Genomic DNA, 14613 nt, shown 5'->3' with positions numbered 1-14613 from the left:
CATTACACGGGGGGCTGCGGCCCCCTGTATCATTGGCGCAAACCCGCTCGACAGGATCGCCATGCCGGAACCGACCTCCGCACCGACCGCAGCGCCCGCCTTCACCCTGGCCGATGTCGATGCCACGCTGGAACGCGTGCTCGCCCCGTGGGTGCGCCAGCTTGGCCTGCGTGCCGAGGCGGTGGACGACCAGGGCGTGACGCTGCGCCTGCCGTTCAATGAGAGCTTTCGCCATGCCGGCGGCGTGGTGTGCGGCCAGGTGCTGATGTCGGCGGCCGATACGGCGATGATCGTCGCCATCTCCCGGGTGCTCGGGGAATTCCGCCCGATGACCACGGTCAGCCTGACCACCAACTTCATGCGGCCCGTGATCGACGGCGACGTGCGCGTGCGCGCCAACGTGCTGCGGCTCGGCAAGACCGTGGTGTTCGGCGAGATCGAGCTGACCGGCACCGACGGCAAGCTGGCGGTGCAGGCCACCACCACTTACGCGCTGCTCTGACATCCAAGACATCCGACGATGATGACTGGCGCCGCGCCGACGCTCTCCGCCCCTCCCCAGCCGCTCTCCCGGTCGCGCTCCCAGCCGTTCGACCAGATCGTGTTCGCCGGCGGCGGCAACCGATGCTGGTGGCAGGCCGGCTGGTGGGACACCGTGGCGCCCGAGCTGGCGCTGCGGCCGCGCGTGATTGCGGGCATCTCGGCCGGGGCGGCCACGGCGTGCATGGTCCATGCGCACGATTCGCACCAGACCATGGCCTATTACCGCGACATCCTGGCCAACAATACGCGCAACGCCTACTGGGGCAACCTGCTGCGGCGCGAGCGCGTGTTTCCGCACTACGGCATCTATCGCAACGCGCTGCTGTCGCTGTTCGGCGATAACCGGCTCGCGCGGCTCCAGGCCGCGCCCGAGATCCGCATCGGCGTGGCGCACATCCCGCCGTGGAGCGGCCCGCGCCTGGCCGTGGCTGCCGGGCTGCTCGCGTACAACATCGACAAGCACATCCTCAAGACGCTGCACCCGCGGCTGGGCCGCAAGCTGGGCTTCCGGCCCGAGTTCGTGCGCGCACAGGATTGTGCTTCGCCCGAGGATCTGGCCGATCTGCTGTTGCAGTCGGCCTCCACGCCGCCATTCACGCCGGTGCTGAAGCGCCAGGGGCGCGCGGTGCTCGACGGCGGGCTGGTGGACAACGTGCCCGTCGATGCGCTCGACCCGGCCCCTGGCAACGTGCTGGTGCTGGTGACGCGGCTGTATCCGCGCCCGCGCCGCTTCGTGCTGGCGGAGGGGGGCCAGCGGCGGCTGTACCTGCAGCCGTCGCAGCGCGTGCCCATCTCGAGCTGGGACTACACCCGGCCCGAGGCCATGACACATGCTTACGATCTGGGCCGGCGCGACGCGGAAGCGTTCCTGCGCGACTGGCCTGCGATCCGGGACGAGGAATTGTTGCCGGCGCCCTGAGTGGTTGCGCCCAGGGGCGCCGGTCGGTCGTGTTGAATGCGGCGCTGCGCCGCGTACAAGGAGACATGGATGACAAAGCGCCAGGCAACACCCGAGACCACCACCCCGGCACCGGCCAAGGAGCGCCGCCGCGCGCGCGAGATCAGCGCGGCGCCCGTGGTGGAGAATGTGCCGCGCCGCAAGCGCAATGGCCGGCCGGGCAAGGCGCGCGAGGCGGACCTCGTTGTCATCGGCGCGGGTTCCGGCGGCGTGGCGGCGGCCCGGCGCGCGGCGGCGCTGGGCGCGCGCGTGATCCTGGTCGAACGTGACGCCATCGGCGGCACCTGCGTCAATCGCGGCTGCGTGCCCAAGAAGATGCTGTCCTATGGCGCCACCTGGGCGGCCATCCTGTCTGATTGCCTGTCGCACACGGGCGGCAAGGAGGACTGGCGCGACGCCATCGTGCGCGTCAATGCCGAGGTCGCGCGTCTCAATGCGTCCTATGCCCAGCGGCTGACCGAGGCCGGCGTGGAGATCCTGCACGGCGAAGCCCGACTGACGAGCCCGACCGAGATCGTCGTCGGCAATGAAACCCTGCGCACCCGCAAGACGCTGATCGCCACGGGCGCGCGGCCGCGCGTGCTGCCAGTGCCCGGCGGCGAGCTGGCAAGCACATCCGACGATGTGTTCACGTGGCAGACCGTGCCGGCCTCGATGGTGGTGATCGGCGGGGGCTATATCGCCGTGGAACTGGCCTCGATCCTGTCGCGCTACGGGGTCAAGGTCGACCTGCTCGTGCGCGAGGACCGGCTGCTGCCGCGCTTCGACCACGACGTTTCCGCCGCGCTGGCCGGGGCGCTGGCCGCCAAGGGCATCCGCCTGCATTTCAATACCGAGGTGACGCTGCTTTCGCAGGCCAATGGCGCGACGGAGGTTTGCTACACGCAGGATGGCAATCCAGGCCGTACCCAGACCGTGCGCGCGCAGGCGGTGCTGGCGGCGATCGGCCGGCAGGCCAACGTGGAGGGGCTGGGGCTCGAAGACATCGGCATCGAACTGGGCGAAAAAGGTGGCATCCGCGTGGACCGCCAGTTCCGCAGCTCGGAGCGCGCGCTGTACGCGGTGGGGGACTGCATGGCCGAGAACCTGCATCTGACACCGGTAGCTATCGCACAGGGCCGCTGGGTGGCGGACCGCCTGTTCGGCAAGCGCGGCGACCTGGCCGATTTCGACATTGTCCCGACCGCCGTGTTCTGCGAGCCAGCCATCGGCGTGGTGGGCATGACGGAAGCGCAGGCCATCGAGGATGCGGGGAAGCCGGAGCGCATCCGCACCGAAATCAAGCGATTCGTCTCATTGGAGAACCGCTTTGGCGGCAGCTCGCAACAGTCGATGATCAAGCTGGTGCTGAACGCGCGTAGCGGCCGGGTGCTCGGCGTGCATCTGATGGACAACGCCGCGCCCGAGATCATCCAGGCCCTGGCGGTGTCGCTGCGGCTGGGCCTGAAGGCCTCGCATCTGAAGACGACCCTGCCGCTGCATCCGACGGTGGCCGAGGAGATCTTCGGGTAAACGGCACGTGGCGCGGCATTGCAGCCGCGCCACGTGCTGACGCCGGAGCTCAGGGGTCAGGGAATGACGACGTCCCAGCGGATGCTCAACTCGTGGAGCTTCTTGGCGTTGATGTGCCAGGCGTGCGCCGTCAGCGTCAACGGTGTGTCCGCCGGCGAGACATAGTGGCCGGCCGGCAACGCCGCGTTCTTGGCCGGGTCGAACGCCACGACCAGCGTGTCCGCGCAGTTTTTGGCGTGATTCCCGCCGTCGTTCATGGCGAACTGCCAATGTCCGTATCCGCAGTTTTGCTTGTATCCGTCCAGCACCATCTCGAAACGTTCATGGGTATCCACGTTTTCGACGAGGGCTGTCAGCCGCGCCGGGCTTTTGTCGTACGCCCATTTGCCGGCCCCAGGGCCTTGCCGCCCGTCCTTTGCCATGAAGAAGATGCTCGAGTTGGGATACTGGAAGCCGGCCCTCTGGAATGGGAAGGCGGTCGCCGTGACCTGCTCGGGGCGGAAGAACGAGACATGGATCCTGAGATCATCGACAACCGCATCGTGCGATCCCTGCCGCGCGTGCACATCGAGCACCACCGGCTCCTCCGTCGCGTAGTAGCCCGCCGGCAGGTCCGGATTGTCCTCCATCATCGCCCAGACGGCGATGCGCTGGAAATTGCTGGTGGTCTGTGCAGGCGACGCGGGAGTGTCGATCGGTGACAGGCTGATCCCCGAGGTCGTCTCGTGGGTGCGTGCCGCCCGCACGATGACCGCGCGGGTCTGGCCGTCCGGGCCTTTCATCGGCACGACGAGCCGGGTGTAGGCATAGAAGCCACTGGCGGCGGACGCCGTGGCCGGCGTGGCCGAGCCCCCTGCGCGCAGCGTGGCGTACATCTCCGTGCCCGGTTGCGGGTACCACGACACGTCCGCGGCCTGCCGCCCGCAGGGCGCCTGGATGCACATGTCGCTGAGATGGATGTCCGCAGCATGGCCGATGCTGTCCTGGCCCATCTCCTGAACGGTGGGCAGGCTGCCAGCCGGCGCCAGCTGGCGTGTGAACAGTGCCGTGCTCTGCGTCAGCGTGATGGCGGGATAGCCTTGCGCAGCCTCGTAGAGGGTGGCGGCCACCGGATGGTCATCCAGCGCCACATTCATCGAAAAGTGCTTGAGGTCGGTGGGGAGCGTGAGCTGCCTCTGGGGGATCAACGTATATTCACGGTGGCCATCCGCGAATCGCACTTCAACGAAGTATCGTGCCCCCTGGTAGGCGGCCGGCAGTCCCGCCGCAAACGGATTCGGCATCACGAAGGTGTTGCCGCTTGCCGCGTACAGCGCCGGATAGATCTGGCGCGCGTCCGGTGCCGTGCTGGCGGCCAGCGTGCCGATCAGGGTCAGGACAGGCACATTGACGCGTGCGGGCGCCAGGGCGTCAGAGGCCGGCGTGGTCCGCAGGTACGTTCCGCTCTGTTCGTCCTGCGCATAGACGCCGGCCTGATGATCCTGCTCGCGCAGGGTCGGAGTCTGCTTCATCCATTGCTGGAACTTGCGTGCGTGATAGGCCGTGTAGGGCGGGAAGCAGGACTGGGCATCGGACCGCTCGCCGCCATTCATGGGGTCGCGCTTGCCGGCAAGGCCGTTGGCCGTATCGCCTGCCACGGGCGTTCCGGCAACCTTGTACCAGGTACGGAACGCATTGCGAACCACGTCCACCGGCTGCGGATGCGTGGGCAGCCAGGTGCCATCCTTCGGATACTCTTCCGCGATTTTCCAGTTGGCCGCGGTGCCTCCGGTAAAGTGGCCAAAGGTGTAGGAATGGCCGACTTCATGCGCAAAGGCGTTGCCGCAGTCGGTGTTCCACCAGATGGCCGACCAGCCGGTCCAGCCGCCGGCGGCGCCGATGTCGTCCATGTCGATGAGCGCGCCGCTGCTGTTGCGGTACCGGCCCTGCCCGACATAGGTGCCGAAGCTGTAGGGCGAACTGTCGCCATAGATGCCGGTCAGCAGGCCGCGTCCGGTGTTGGCCATGCTGGTCCGGATGGTCCACTGCTTCAACGAGCCGTAATAGCTGCTGTTTCCTGCGGCGCGGAAGGCCGCGTCCGATGTCACACGCGTGGGCGGCGTACTGCCGGACTGCGCAATCATGTAATCCCAGTGCACGGGCGCGTAGTCGACAAGCCGCAGTTGCGTGACTGGCATGACGGCGAAGTAGTCGCGCATGAGTTTGCGTGCGTTGACCGTGTCGGTGTTCTCCGTGCCGTCGCCGAACATCGTGAACTTGACGCGGCCCAGCGTCAGGGTGGTGGCGGGTGTCAGGGCAGGCATTGCCGTGCTGGTGCGCCAGGCGTCCACGGTTTGCCTGACGTGCGAGACATCGTCATAGCCGACGGACAGCGTCACATCCGCGCGCACCCAGCCGGCCGGCACCAGCCCGCTCCATGCCTTGTCCGAGTAGGACGGCAAGTCCACCGGCGTGAGTCGGCTCTCGACGAAACGGGGCAGCTGCTCGGGCGGTTTCAATGCATACCGACCCAGCGACCGGCCATTCTCGATGGCTTCGATAAACATCGGCTTGCTGCTCGGGATGGCCGATGTCGGCGTGAACAGCACCATCGTATTTCGACCAGTTGAGAGCGATGGCGCAATGCGCGTTTCTTTGCTCTCGACCATATGGGTTTGGCCAAATTCGAACTTTCCGGCGAGCGTGTGCGTGCGCGTGTCGTAGCGCGGCTCCGGGGCGGGAAGGACGTCGATGGGGCCGCTGTCGCTGATGCTCGGGGGGGAAGAGGCTGGCGTGGTATTGGCATCGTCGACGCCGCCGCCGTCGCCACCGCCGTCGCCGCCGCATCCTGCAATCAGTGCGCAGAGCAGCAGGCTTGCCAGGGCGCCTTGGGTGCGTGTGGGGGAGTGGAAGGGAGACTGGAACATCGGAACACCGCCTTTTGGGAACGCGTTTTAGCTTGGGCGGATTAAATACCGGATGCTCTCTAGTCTCTATCGTAGTTCGCTTAGTTTTGGGCGATGCTCGCCGGCAAGTGTCGTGCGGTTGCGTATCGCAACTCGACGAAGTTGCGCGTGATGCAGAATACTGCCGCACCAACGCAAAAACGGACGCCGAAGCGTCCGTTTTCTTGTATCTGGTGGCCTGGGACGGAATCGAACCGCCGACACAAGGATTTTCAATCCTCTGCTCTACCGACTGAGCTACCGGGCCAAAGAAGCGAAACTATATCAGCGTGAAATCCGCCAGTCAAGCGTTGCGTGCGTCACTGCCGGTCATTGTTCGGTGGGCTCGGGCTTGTTGCGCCCGAGTTCCACCCCAAGCTGCTTGAGCTTGCGGTACAGGTGGGTCCGCTCGAGGCCGGTCTTCTCGGCCACGCGCGTCATGCTGCCGTGCTCGCGCACCAGGTGGTATTCGAAATAGGCGCGTTCGAACAGGTCCCGCGCCTCGCGCAGTGGCATGTCGAAGGAGAAGTGCATCTCGGCCTCGGGCAGGCGGGCCGGATTGCCGTTCGCGGTGGTTTCCGCGGGCGCCTCGGCGGGCGCCAGCGCGGCCGCGGCGGCTTCGCCCGTGGCAGCGGTGGCGGCAGGCGCCGCGCTGGCCGCCGTTGGCGCCGTACGCGGGCGCTCGATGCCGCGCGCCAGGCCTTGCTCCACGGCGGACAGCAGCTTCTGCAGCGCGATGGGCTTCTCAAGGAAGTTCAACGCGCCAATCTTCGTGGCCTCCACGGCCGTGTCGATCGTGGCGTGGCCGGACATCATGATGACCGGCATCGTCAGGTAACCCTGTGCCGACCATTCCTTGAGCAGGCTGACGCCATCGGTATCCGGCATCCAGATATCGAGCAATACCAGATCGGGCGTCCCGGCCGCACGGTACTCGCGTGCCTGCTGGGCGTTTTCCGCCACTTCGACCACATGGCCTTCGTCACTCAGGATCTCCGAGAGTAATTCCCGGATGCCCATTTCGTCGTCGACTACGAGGATGGTTGCCATACTTCCCCTCTTAACCCCACCGCAGCGCCACCGGACGGTGACGCAGTTTGACTATGCCAGTTTAACGAACAGGATCGAGATCTGCGCCCCGATGATCTCGGCGCCATCCATGCGATTGCGCAATTCGATGCGCGCGCCGTGTTCGTCAATGATCTTCTTTACCATCGCCAGCCCGAGACCCGTACCCTTGGCTTTCGTGGTCACATACGGTTCGAACGCCCGACTGAGAATTCGGGGTGCGAATCCGGGACCATTGTCCGCGATGGACAGCTTGACGGCCTGCCGGTCTTCGCCGGCAGAATCTTTGTATTCTACAGTCTCGGTGTGCAGAGTGATATGGGGCGCCGCCCTACCGGCCGCCACGTTGTCCGCCACCGCATCCTGCGCATTCTGCAGCAAGTTGTGGATCACCTGCCGCAACTGGGTCGGATCGCCCTTTATCTCGGGCAAATCGGGCCCCAGCGCCGAATGGATCACGGGATGCTCATGCACCCCGGGCTCGTCGATCCCATACAGATGCAAGACTTCTGCCACCAGGTGATTCAGCGCCAGCGTCTGCACCACGGCGGGCGGCGTGCGCGCGTAATCGCGGAAGTCGTCCACCATGCGTTTCATTGCCGCCACTTGGTTAACGATCGTTGCGGCCCCGCGCTTTAGCACTTCCGCATCGGAAGTCTCCAATTTCGGCGAAAGTTTCATCTGCAGGCGCTCCGCCGAGAGCTGGATCGGGGTGAGCGGATTCTTGATTTCGTGGGCCAGCCGGCGCGCCACCTCGCCCCAGGCGACCGAGCGCTGGGCCGAGATCACATCGGAAATATCGTCGAAAACCACCACGTAGCCGGGCTCGTCGCGGCTGCCGCCCGGCAGGTGGGCACCGCGCACCAATAGCGTGAGCGGCTGTTCCTCGTCGCCCTGCGGCAGTTCGATCTGCTTCTGCCAGTGCCGCGCGCCGCCCAGCACTTCGCTGGTGTTCTGCTCGGAAAACGCCTGGCGCACGATCTCGGTGAACTCGCCCAGCCCCGGAATCTGCTCGGCCGGCTGGCCCAGCACGCCCGCGAAGGGCTGGCGGAAGATGCGCTCGGCGCCGGGGTTGGCGGTCAGCAGTGCAAAGCGCCGGTCGAACACCAGCACGCCGGCGGTCAGGTTCTGCAACACGCTTTCCAGGTAGGCCTTCGACTGCTCGAGAGCGGTGCGGTTTTCCTCCACGGCAATGCGGGCCTCGGACAGCTGGCGCGTCATCGCGTTGAACTGCTGCGTCAGCATGCCCAGTTCGTCGCGGCTCTTGAGTTCACGCTTGGGCGAGAGGTCGCCTTCGGCCACCTCCTTGGTCCCCTGCAGCAGCATCAGCAGCGGCCGGGCCAGCTGGCCGCCCAGCAGCAGGGCCAGCATCACGGCGATGAACACGGCCAGGAACAGCGTCAGGGTCAGCGTGCCGATGTACATCTTGCGCAGGCCGGTGCGGCCCAGCGCCTTTTCCTGGTACTCCTGGTAGGCCCGCTGCACCTCGTCGGCATTGCGCGCGAGCACGGCCGGCACCGGGTGCAGCACCTGGAGGTAGCGCTCCTCGCGCACCGTATCGCCCATCAGGCCGAAGCCGGTGGCCGGTGCGTCCTCGGGGCGGCGCTCCACGGACAGCCCCGACCCGGCCCAGCGGGCGCCGGGCGCGGACATGCCGGCACGCGGCGGGCGCTGGGCGCGCTGGACCGCAGCGGCCGCAGCCACGGCGGCCGCCTGCGCCTCCGCGTCGGTTGCGTTCTGCGACGGCGCCGGCCCGAGCGGAATGATCACGCGGATGCGGTACAGGTGGGTACTGTCGATAGGGCCCGTGCGCTTGCCGTCCACCGAGGGCTCGGTGCCGCCCTCCACGGCCGCATAGCCGCCGGCCAGCCGCGCCTGCTCGGCGAGCATGCCCGACGGCAGGTCCGGCACCAGCGAGGCGTAGCTGCTCGACGCCGTGGCCATCACACGGCCGCTGCCGGTGAAAATCGCGGCCTCCTGCACGCCGTATTGCTCGCGCAGCCGGTTCAGCTGCAGCGACGTAGCCATGCCGGACGCCCCCGTGAGCTGGTCCGCCATCAGCCGGGCCTTGCTCTGCAGATCGGCCAGCTGGCTGTCGATGGTGGACCGGCCCAGGTTCAGCCCCGCCTCAAGCGCCGTTTCCACGCGCACGTCGAACCAGGATTCGATGCTGCGCGAGACGAACTGCAGCGAGACCAGGTAGATCAGCACGCCCGGCAGCACGCCCACCACGCCGAAGAACACGGCCAGCTTGGTCATCAGCCGCGTGCCGAACTTGCCGCGCCGGTAGCGTACCCACAGCGTCACGGCCAGTGCGCCCACGGTCAGCACCAGCAGCGCGCCGACGACCAGGTTGACCTTGAACAGCAGCGTGAAATAGCGATCGAAGAATTCGGTGTTGGCCGATGCCCCGGCCAGCAGGCCCACCAGGACCAGGGCCAGGAAGACGATGATCCCCACCACGACGCGATAGAGCACGCGGCGGAATCGGCTGTCCCAGATTGCTCCGTTCATGGCTGGCTCGATGCGGGCTGTACCAGTTGGCTCGGAGACAGGACCGTGGAGACGGTCTGCGAGAACGGCGTGCGGGCATCCGCGGACGGCGCGGAGGCCGCGGCGGGCGCGGAGCCGGGAATGGCCGGCGCAGCGGGTGGGGCCGGGGGCGCCGCCGGCGGTGGGGCGGGCACCGGGGCCGGCGGCGTGGGCAGCGGCTGGGGCGCGTCGAGGTTGGTCGGCACCGTGTAGTTGAAGCGCTTCCACTCGGACGACAGGTTCCACTCGCGCGTGTTCACCGCGTTGATCTGGAACGGTTTCGGCAGCTGGGAGAGGTCGAGCCGCATGCGTAGCTCGGCGTGATAGGTTTCGCCGCGCCGCACGTCACCACGCTCGAACACGCGCCAGCCACGCACCTGCTGGATAAATTGCAGCGCGCCCTTGAGGCGGTTGAACGGCAGTTGCAGCCCGCCCGTGGAGACACGGTACTGACGCGTCAGCGGCTGATACGACAGGCGCACGCTGCGGCTGGTGTTCACCGGCTTTTCGTCGAACCAGTACCAGCGCGGGCGCGTCAGCTGGAACTCGACCACGAAATAGAGCGGGATGCCCTTGTGCAGCGCGTCTTCCAGTGCCGGGGGCAGGTCGAAATCGAACGCGGCGGCCAGCTCGAAGTCGCCGTCCTGATATTCGATCTTCGCTTCGGAGTTCTCGATCAGCTGCGCGGTCGCCCGGGGGCTATGCCCGAGCCCGAGGGCCAGGAGCAGGAAGGCCGCGATGGCCCAGGTGCGCAGGATCGTGGCCAGCGCGAGCGCCGGCGCCTCGCGCGTTGCGCGGCCCGGGACTCGGTGGACGAACAAGCGCAGCGGGCTCGGCATCGGTGGGATCAGGCGCGTTTCTGGAAGCGGGCGTAGTAGAAACCATCGTGGTCGGTAGGCAGACCCAATGGCGAACCGGTCGGCAGGCTGGCCGTTTCAGGCGCCTTCGTACCGGGCAGCAGTTGTCCCGGCGCTTGCAATCGTATCGCATCTGGTAGCTGCGCACCAAACCAGAGCGCCTGCTCCTCGCCTTCCGTTGGGAAAATAGAACAGGTCACGTACACCAGAATGCCGCCCGGCTTCAGCAGCGGCCAAAGTTGAGACACGATGCGACGCTGCTCATTGACTAGGCGCGCAATATCTGTCTCGCGCCGCAGCCAACGGATATCGGGATGGCGCCGCACGATGCCCGACGCCGAGCACGGCACGTCCGCCAGGATGCGGTCGAACGGCTGGCCGTCCCACCAGTCCTGGGGCCGGCTCGCGTCGCCGACGATCACATTGGCGCGCTGGCCCAGGCGGGCGAGGTTGTCGTGGATGCGGGCGGCGCGTTGCGCGTCGCTCTCCACGGCGGTGACGTCGATATCGGCCAGCTCCAGCAGGTGGCCGGTCTTGCCGCCGGGGGCCGCGCAGGCATCGAGCACGCGCATGCCATCAGACAATTCGCACAGGGGCGCAGCCAGTTGCGCGCCGGCGTCCTGCACCGACACGTCGCCTTCGGCAAAGCCGGGCACCTGCGAGACCGGGAAGGCGCGGACCAGCCGCACCGCCTGGTCGCCCACGGCCGTGCCGGCCATGCCGGCGTTGGCCAGTTCGGTCAGATACTGCGGCACCGATGTGCGCCGCGTGTTCACGCGCAGCGTCATCGGCGGCCGGGCGTTGACGCTATCCGCCAGCGTGGTCCACTGGTCCGGGTACGCCTTGCGCAGTTGCGCCAGCCACCAGGATGGCAGGTTGTAACGCGCTTCCTCGTCCTGGTTGACGGCCTGCATCAACGGCTGGCGTTCACGCAAAAAGCGGCGCAGCACGGCGTTCACCAGGCCGCGCGCGTGGGCGGTCTTCGGCTCGGAGGCGGCCGCGCTGACGGCCTGGTCGACCACGGTGAAATCGCTGTAGCCGCCGCGCCCCACCTTGCTGCCATCGCCCTCCTCGCCCTCCAGCAGCAGCGCCAGCGCCACCGCCAGCAGGGAATCGACGAGCGCGCCGGGTGGGCGCGTCACCAGTTCGGTGACCAGGGCGCGGGTGGTGCCGAACTGGCGCACGGTGCGATAGGCCAGGTCCTGCACGGCGCCGCGCGTGGCGGCGTCGCGCACGCGGTCGAGCCGCAGGTGCGTGGCGACGTCTTCGATGGCCTGCGGCAGGGCCGTGCCTTCGTTGACGCCGCGTACCGCCGCGGCGGCGCCGAGCATCTGGAAGGCAAGTGAATCGTGTTGCAGGCGCATGGAATACGAGAAATCTGAAAATGCTGTGAATGACAGTGATCCGGCACGGCGTGCCGGTCACAAAAAAGCCCGCCGGTTCCGGGGAACACAGCGGGCAGTTTACCCGGAGTCGGGGCGCGCGGCCGGCCTCAGGCGGGATAGGTGCCCGTCTGCGCCATGTGCATCAGCCGCGCAATGCGCTCCTCGGTGGCCGGGTGGGTCGAGAACAGGTTGGCGATGGCGCCGCCCGAGAGCGGGTTCATGATCATCATCTGCGCCGTGGCCGGGTGCTCCTCGGCCGCCTGGAACGGGATGCCCTGCGCATAACGGTGGATCTTGTCCAGCGCGCTGGCCAGTGCCTGCGGGTCGCCACTGATCTCGGCGCCGCCCCGGTCTGCCTCGAATTCACGCGCCCGGGAAATCGCCATCTGGATCAGCGAGGCCGCCAGCGGCGCCAGGATCGCCACGGCGATGCTGGCAATCGGATTGGACCGATTGCCGTTCTCGTCGCGCCCGCCGAAGAACATCGCCATGTTGGCCAGCGCCGAGATCGCACCGGCCATCGTGGCCGCAATGGTCGAGGTCAGGATGTCGCGGTGCTTCACGTGCGCCAGTTCGTGCGCCATCACGCCGCGCAGCTCGCGGTCGGACAGCACGCGCAGGATGCCCGTGGTGGCCGCCACCGCCGCGTGCTCGGGGTTGCGCCCCGTGGCGAAGGCGTTCGGCGCGTCCTCGTTGATCAGGTACACGCGCGGCATCGGCAGGCCGGCGCGCTGGGACAGCTCCTGCACCATGTTGTAGAACTGCGGCGCCGTGCCGGCGTCCACTTCCTGCGCGTTGTACATGCGCAGGACCATCTTGTCCGAGAACCAGTAGGAAAAGAAATTCATGCCCAGCGCGATCAACAGCGCGAACATCATCCCGCTGCGGCCCCCGATCATGCCCCCGATGACGATGAACAGCGCCGTGATGGCGGCCATCAGCATGAAGGTCTTGACCCAGTTGAACATGGAAAAGTCTCCCAAATCGACAATCGACGTACTGCCCCGCGTACCCGCCCCTGCGGGACGCGTTGACGGTTAGATCGGGTCCGATTGCCGGAAATTCAATGTCCGTAGCAGGGTTTTTGCAGGCTGAAGTGGAGATTGCATCACGCTGGCACGAGGCAGCGCGTGCCCGGCGGCAGCGGCTGCCCCTGCAGGAACTGCTGCGCCGGCTGGCGGCGGCCGCCCGGCTTCTGGAGTTCGGTGACCTGGAGCGCGCTGCCCTCGCCGCAGGCGATGATCACGCCGCTGGCGTCGGCCGCCAGCACGGTGCCGGGCGGGTGCGGCAGCGGGGTCGAGGCGGCCAGCGGCAGCGCCTGCCAGCACTTGATGACGGTGTCGCCCACCTGCACTGTGGCCCCGGGGAAGGGGTTGAAGGCGCGCACCTGGCCGGCCAGCGCCGTGGCCGGGCGGCGCAGGTCGAGCGGGGCTTCGTCCTTGGCGATCTTCTCGGCATACGTCACGCCGGCCTCGGGCTGGGGCGTGGCGGCCAGCGGCTGGCCGGCCGCCAACTGCTGCAGTGCCGCGACGATCATCCGCCCGCCCAGCGCCGCCAGCGTGTCATGGAGCGTGCCGGTGGTGTCCAGTGGGCCGATCGGCACGGCTTCGCGGGAGAGCATGGCGCCCGTGTCGAGCCCTTCGTCCATCTGCATCAGCGTGATGCCGGTCTCGGCGTCGCCGGCCTCGATGGCGCGGTGGATCGGGGCCGCGCCGCGCCAGCGCGGCAGCAGCGAGGCGTGGATGTTCAGGCACCCATAGCGCGGCAGGGTCAGCACCTCGGCCGGCAGGATCAGGCCGTAGGCGGCCACCACCATGACATCGGGCGCCGTGGCCGCCAGCGCATCGACAGCCGCGCCGGCTTCCTCGGGATACTTGCCCTGGCGGCGCAGCGAGCGCGGCTGGAGCACGAGCCCCAGGCCGGCATCGAGGGCGAACTGCTTGACCGGGCTCGCCTGCAGCTGCATGCCGCGGCCCGCCGGGCGGTCAGGCTGGGTCAGCACGGCCACCACCGGAAAGCCTGCGGCGTGGATGGCCTCCAGGGCGACGCGCGCGAATTCCGGGGTGCCGGCAAAGGCAACGCGCAGTGGCTGGGCTTGGGTCATGGCAGAGTTCCGCGATAAAAATGCCACCGGCCGCATGGTGGCGGCCGGGTGCATTGGGTGCTTCGGAGGGGTTAACGATAGCAGACGGCGCCGGCGCGGCGGCACCGCTGTTACATCCGCGCGCGCTTACATCCGCGAACGGACGCGCTTCTGGAGCTTCTGCTTGATGCGGGTGACCTTGAGCGGCGACAGGTACTCGACGAACACCTTGCCCATCAGGTGGTCCATCTCGTGCTGTATACATACAGCGAGCAGGTCGTCGGCCTCGAGTTCGAAGGTTTCGCCCTTTTCGTTCAGCGCGCGCACGCGCACGCGGTCCGGGCGCTCCACGCGGTCGTAGACCTCGGGCACGGACAGGCAGCCCTCTTCCCAGACCTTGCGGTTGTCGCTGGCCCAGACGATTTCCGGGTTGATGAAGACCTGCAGGGCGTCGCGCGTCTCGGAGAGGTCGATCACGATCACGCGCTCGTGCACATCCACCTGCGTGGCGGCCAGGCCGATGCCCGGCGCTTCGTACATGGTCTCGGCCATGTCGCGCACCAGGGTGCGGATGCGGTCATCCACCACCTCCACGGGCTTGGCCACTTTGTGCAGGCGGGGATCGGGGTAGGTGAGGATGTCGAGTTTTGCCATGATGCTCGGGCGCAACGCCAGGTGCTGTCTACTGCCCGGCCGCGTTGCGGCGACGGGTGTTTACATGCAGAATCGGGGCGCAAGTACAAAAAATCAA

At 67.5% G+C, this 14613-nt stretch carries 11 protein-coding genes and 1 tRNA gene; 3 read left to right on the top strand and 9 right to left on the bottom strand.

Annotated elements, in window-relative coordinates; genetic code table 11:
• Window positions 1-61 precede the first annotated feature (61 nt).
• The 3 genes from SB751_RS26265 (at window position 62) to SB751_RS26255 (ending at window position 3013) form a co-directional block, all read left to right on the top strand.
• Window positions 62-502: a PaaI family thioesterase gene (locus tag SB751_RS26265; RefSeq protein WP_144202690.1), complete on the top strand. Its 441-nt coding sequence runs from the start codon at window positions 62-64 to the stop codon at window positions 500-502.
• A gap of 21 nt (window positions 503-523) precedes the next feature.
• Complete coding sequence (locus tag SB751_RS26260) at window positions 524-1462, top strand: patatin-like phospholipase family protein (RefSeq protein WP_244844973.1); 939 nt, start codon at window positions 524-526, stop codon at window positions 1460-1462.
• A gap of 69 nt (window positions 1463-1531) precedes the next feature.
• Entirely contained in the window at window positions 1532-3013 is a 1482-nt protein-coding gene (locus SB751_RS26255) for a dihydrolipoyl dehydrogenase family protein (RefSeq protein ID WP_144202688.1), read from the top strand.
• A 56-nt stretch (window positions 3014-3069) separates the two neighbouring features.
• On the opposite strand, the gene SB751_RS26250 is transcribed toward SB751_RS26255, so the two are convergent.
• The 9 genes from SB751_RS26250 to def form a co-directional block, all read right to left on the bottom strand.
• Entirely contained in the window at window positions 3070-5919 is a 2850-nt protein-coding gene (locus SB751_RS26250) for a M66 family metalloprotease (protein WP_410748710.1), read from the bottom strand.
• 210 nt (window positions 5920-6129) lie between these two features.
• Window positions 6130-6205, bottom strand: a tRNA-Phe gene (locus SB751_RS26245).
• Window positions 6206-6267: 62 nt separating this feature from the next.
• Entirely contained in the window at window positions 6268-6987 is a 720-nt protein-coding gene (locus SB751_RS26240) for a response regulator (protein ID WP_144202683.1), read from the bottom strand.
• A gap of 51 nt (window positions 6988-7038) precedes the next feature.
• Window positions 7039-9519: a sensor histidine kinase gene (locus SB751_RS26235; protein ID WP_144202681.1), complete on the bottom strand. Its 2481-nt coding sequence runs from the start codon at window positions 9517-9519 to the stop codon at window positions 7039-7041.
• Entirely contained in the window at window positions 9516-10376 is an 861-nt protein-coding gene (locus SB751_RS26230) for a DUF4390 domain-containing protein (RefSeq protein WP_144202678.1), read from the bottom strand. Before SB751_RS26230 ends, SB751_RS26235 begins: the two co-directional genes overlap by 4 nt.
• 8 nt (window positions 10377-10384) lie before the next feature.
• Complete coding sequence (gene rsmB, locus SB751_RS26225) at window positions 10385-11758, bottom strand: 16S rRNA (cytosine(967)-C(5))-methyltransferase RsmB (RefSeq protein ID WP_144202676.1); 1374 nt, start codon at window positions 11756-11758, stop codon at window positions 10385-10387.
• 128 nt (window positions 11759-11886) lie between these two features.
• On the bottom strand, window positions 11887-12747 hold the full coding sequence (htpX, locus tag SB751_RS26220) for a zinc metalloprotease HtpX (RefSeq protein WP_144202674.1): 861 nt from the start codon (window positions 12745-12747) through the stop codon (window positions 11887-11889).
• A 140-nt stretch (window positions 12748-12887) separates the two neighbouring features.
• Window positions 12888-13883 carry a methionyl-tRNA formyltransferase gene (fmt, locus tag SB751_RS26215; protein WP_144202671.1) on the bottom strand — a complete coding sequence of 332 codons (996 nt, stop codon included), beginning with the start codon at window positions 13881-13883 and terminating at the stop codon, window positions 12888-12890.
• 126 nt (window positions 13884-14009) lie between these two features.
• Window positions 14010-14516 (bottom strand): peptide deformylase, encoded by a 507-nt coding sequence (gene def / locus SB751_RS26210; RefSeq protein WP_144202669.1) that lies wholly within the window; start codon window positions 14514-14516, stop codon window positions 14010-14012.
• Window positions 14517-14613 lie beyond the last annotated feature (97 nt).

This window comes from Cupriavidus sp. SIMBA_020, from assembly GCF_046535395.1.
Taxonomy (GTDB): domain Bacteria; phylum Pseudomonadota; class Gammaproteobacteria; order Burkholderiales; family Burkholderiaceae; genus Cupriavidus; species Cupriavidus campinensis.
The sequence above is the reverse complement of the archived record's forward strand: the minus strand, read 5'-3'. Positions and strand labels throughout refer to the sequence as shown.

Bases quoted from the DNA above. Each gene is read 5' to 3' on its own strand.
- SB751_RS26265 (WP_144202690.1), top strand. From the start codon at position 62: ATGCCGGAACCGACCTCCGCACCGACCGCAGCGCCCGCCTTCACCCTG.
- SB751_RS26260 (WP_244844973.1), top strand. From the start codon at position 524: ATGACTGGCGCCGCGCCGACGCTCTCCGCCCCTCCCCAGCCGCTCTCC.
- SB751_RS26255 (WP_144202688.1), top strand. From the start codon at position 1,532: ATGACAAAGCGCCAGGCAACACCCGAGACCACCACCCCGGCACCGGCC.
- SB751_RS26250 (WP_410748710.1), bottom strand. From the start codon at position 5,919: ATGTTCCAGTCTCCCTTCCACTCCCCCACACGCACCCAAGGCGCCCTG.
- SB751_RS26240 (WP_144202683.1), bottom strand. From the start codon at position 6,987: ATGGCAACCATCCTCGTAGTCGACGACGAAATGGGCATCCGGGAATTA.
- SB751_RS26235 (WP_144202681.1), bottom strand. From the start codon at position 9,519: ATGAACGGAGCAATCTGGGACAGCCGATTCCGCCGCGTGCTCTATCGC.
- SB751_RS26230 (WP_144202678.1), bottom strand. From the start codon at position 10,376: ATGCCGAGCCCGCTGCGCTTGTTCGTCCACCGAGTCCCGGGCCGCGCA.
- rsmB (WP_144202676.1), bottom strand. From the start codon at position 11,758: ATGCGCCTGCAACACGATTCACTTGCCTTCCAGATGCTCGGCGCCGCC.
- htpX (WP_144202674.1), bottom strand. From the start codon at position 12,747: ATGTTCAACTGGGTCAAGACCTTCATGCTGATGGCCGCCATCACGGCG.
- fmt (WP_144202671.1), bottom strand. From the start codon at position 13,883: ATGACCCAAGCCCAGCCACTGCGCGTTGCCTTTGCCGGCACCCCGGAA.
- def (WP_144202669.1), bottom strand. From the start codon at position 14,516: ATGGCAAAACTCGACATCCTCACCTACCCCGATCCCCGCCTGCACAAA.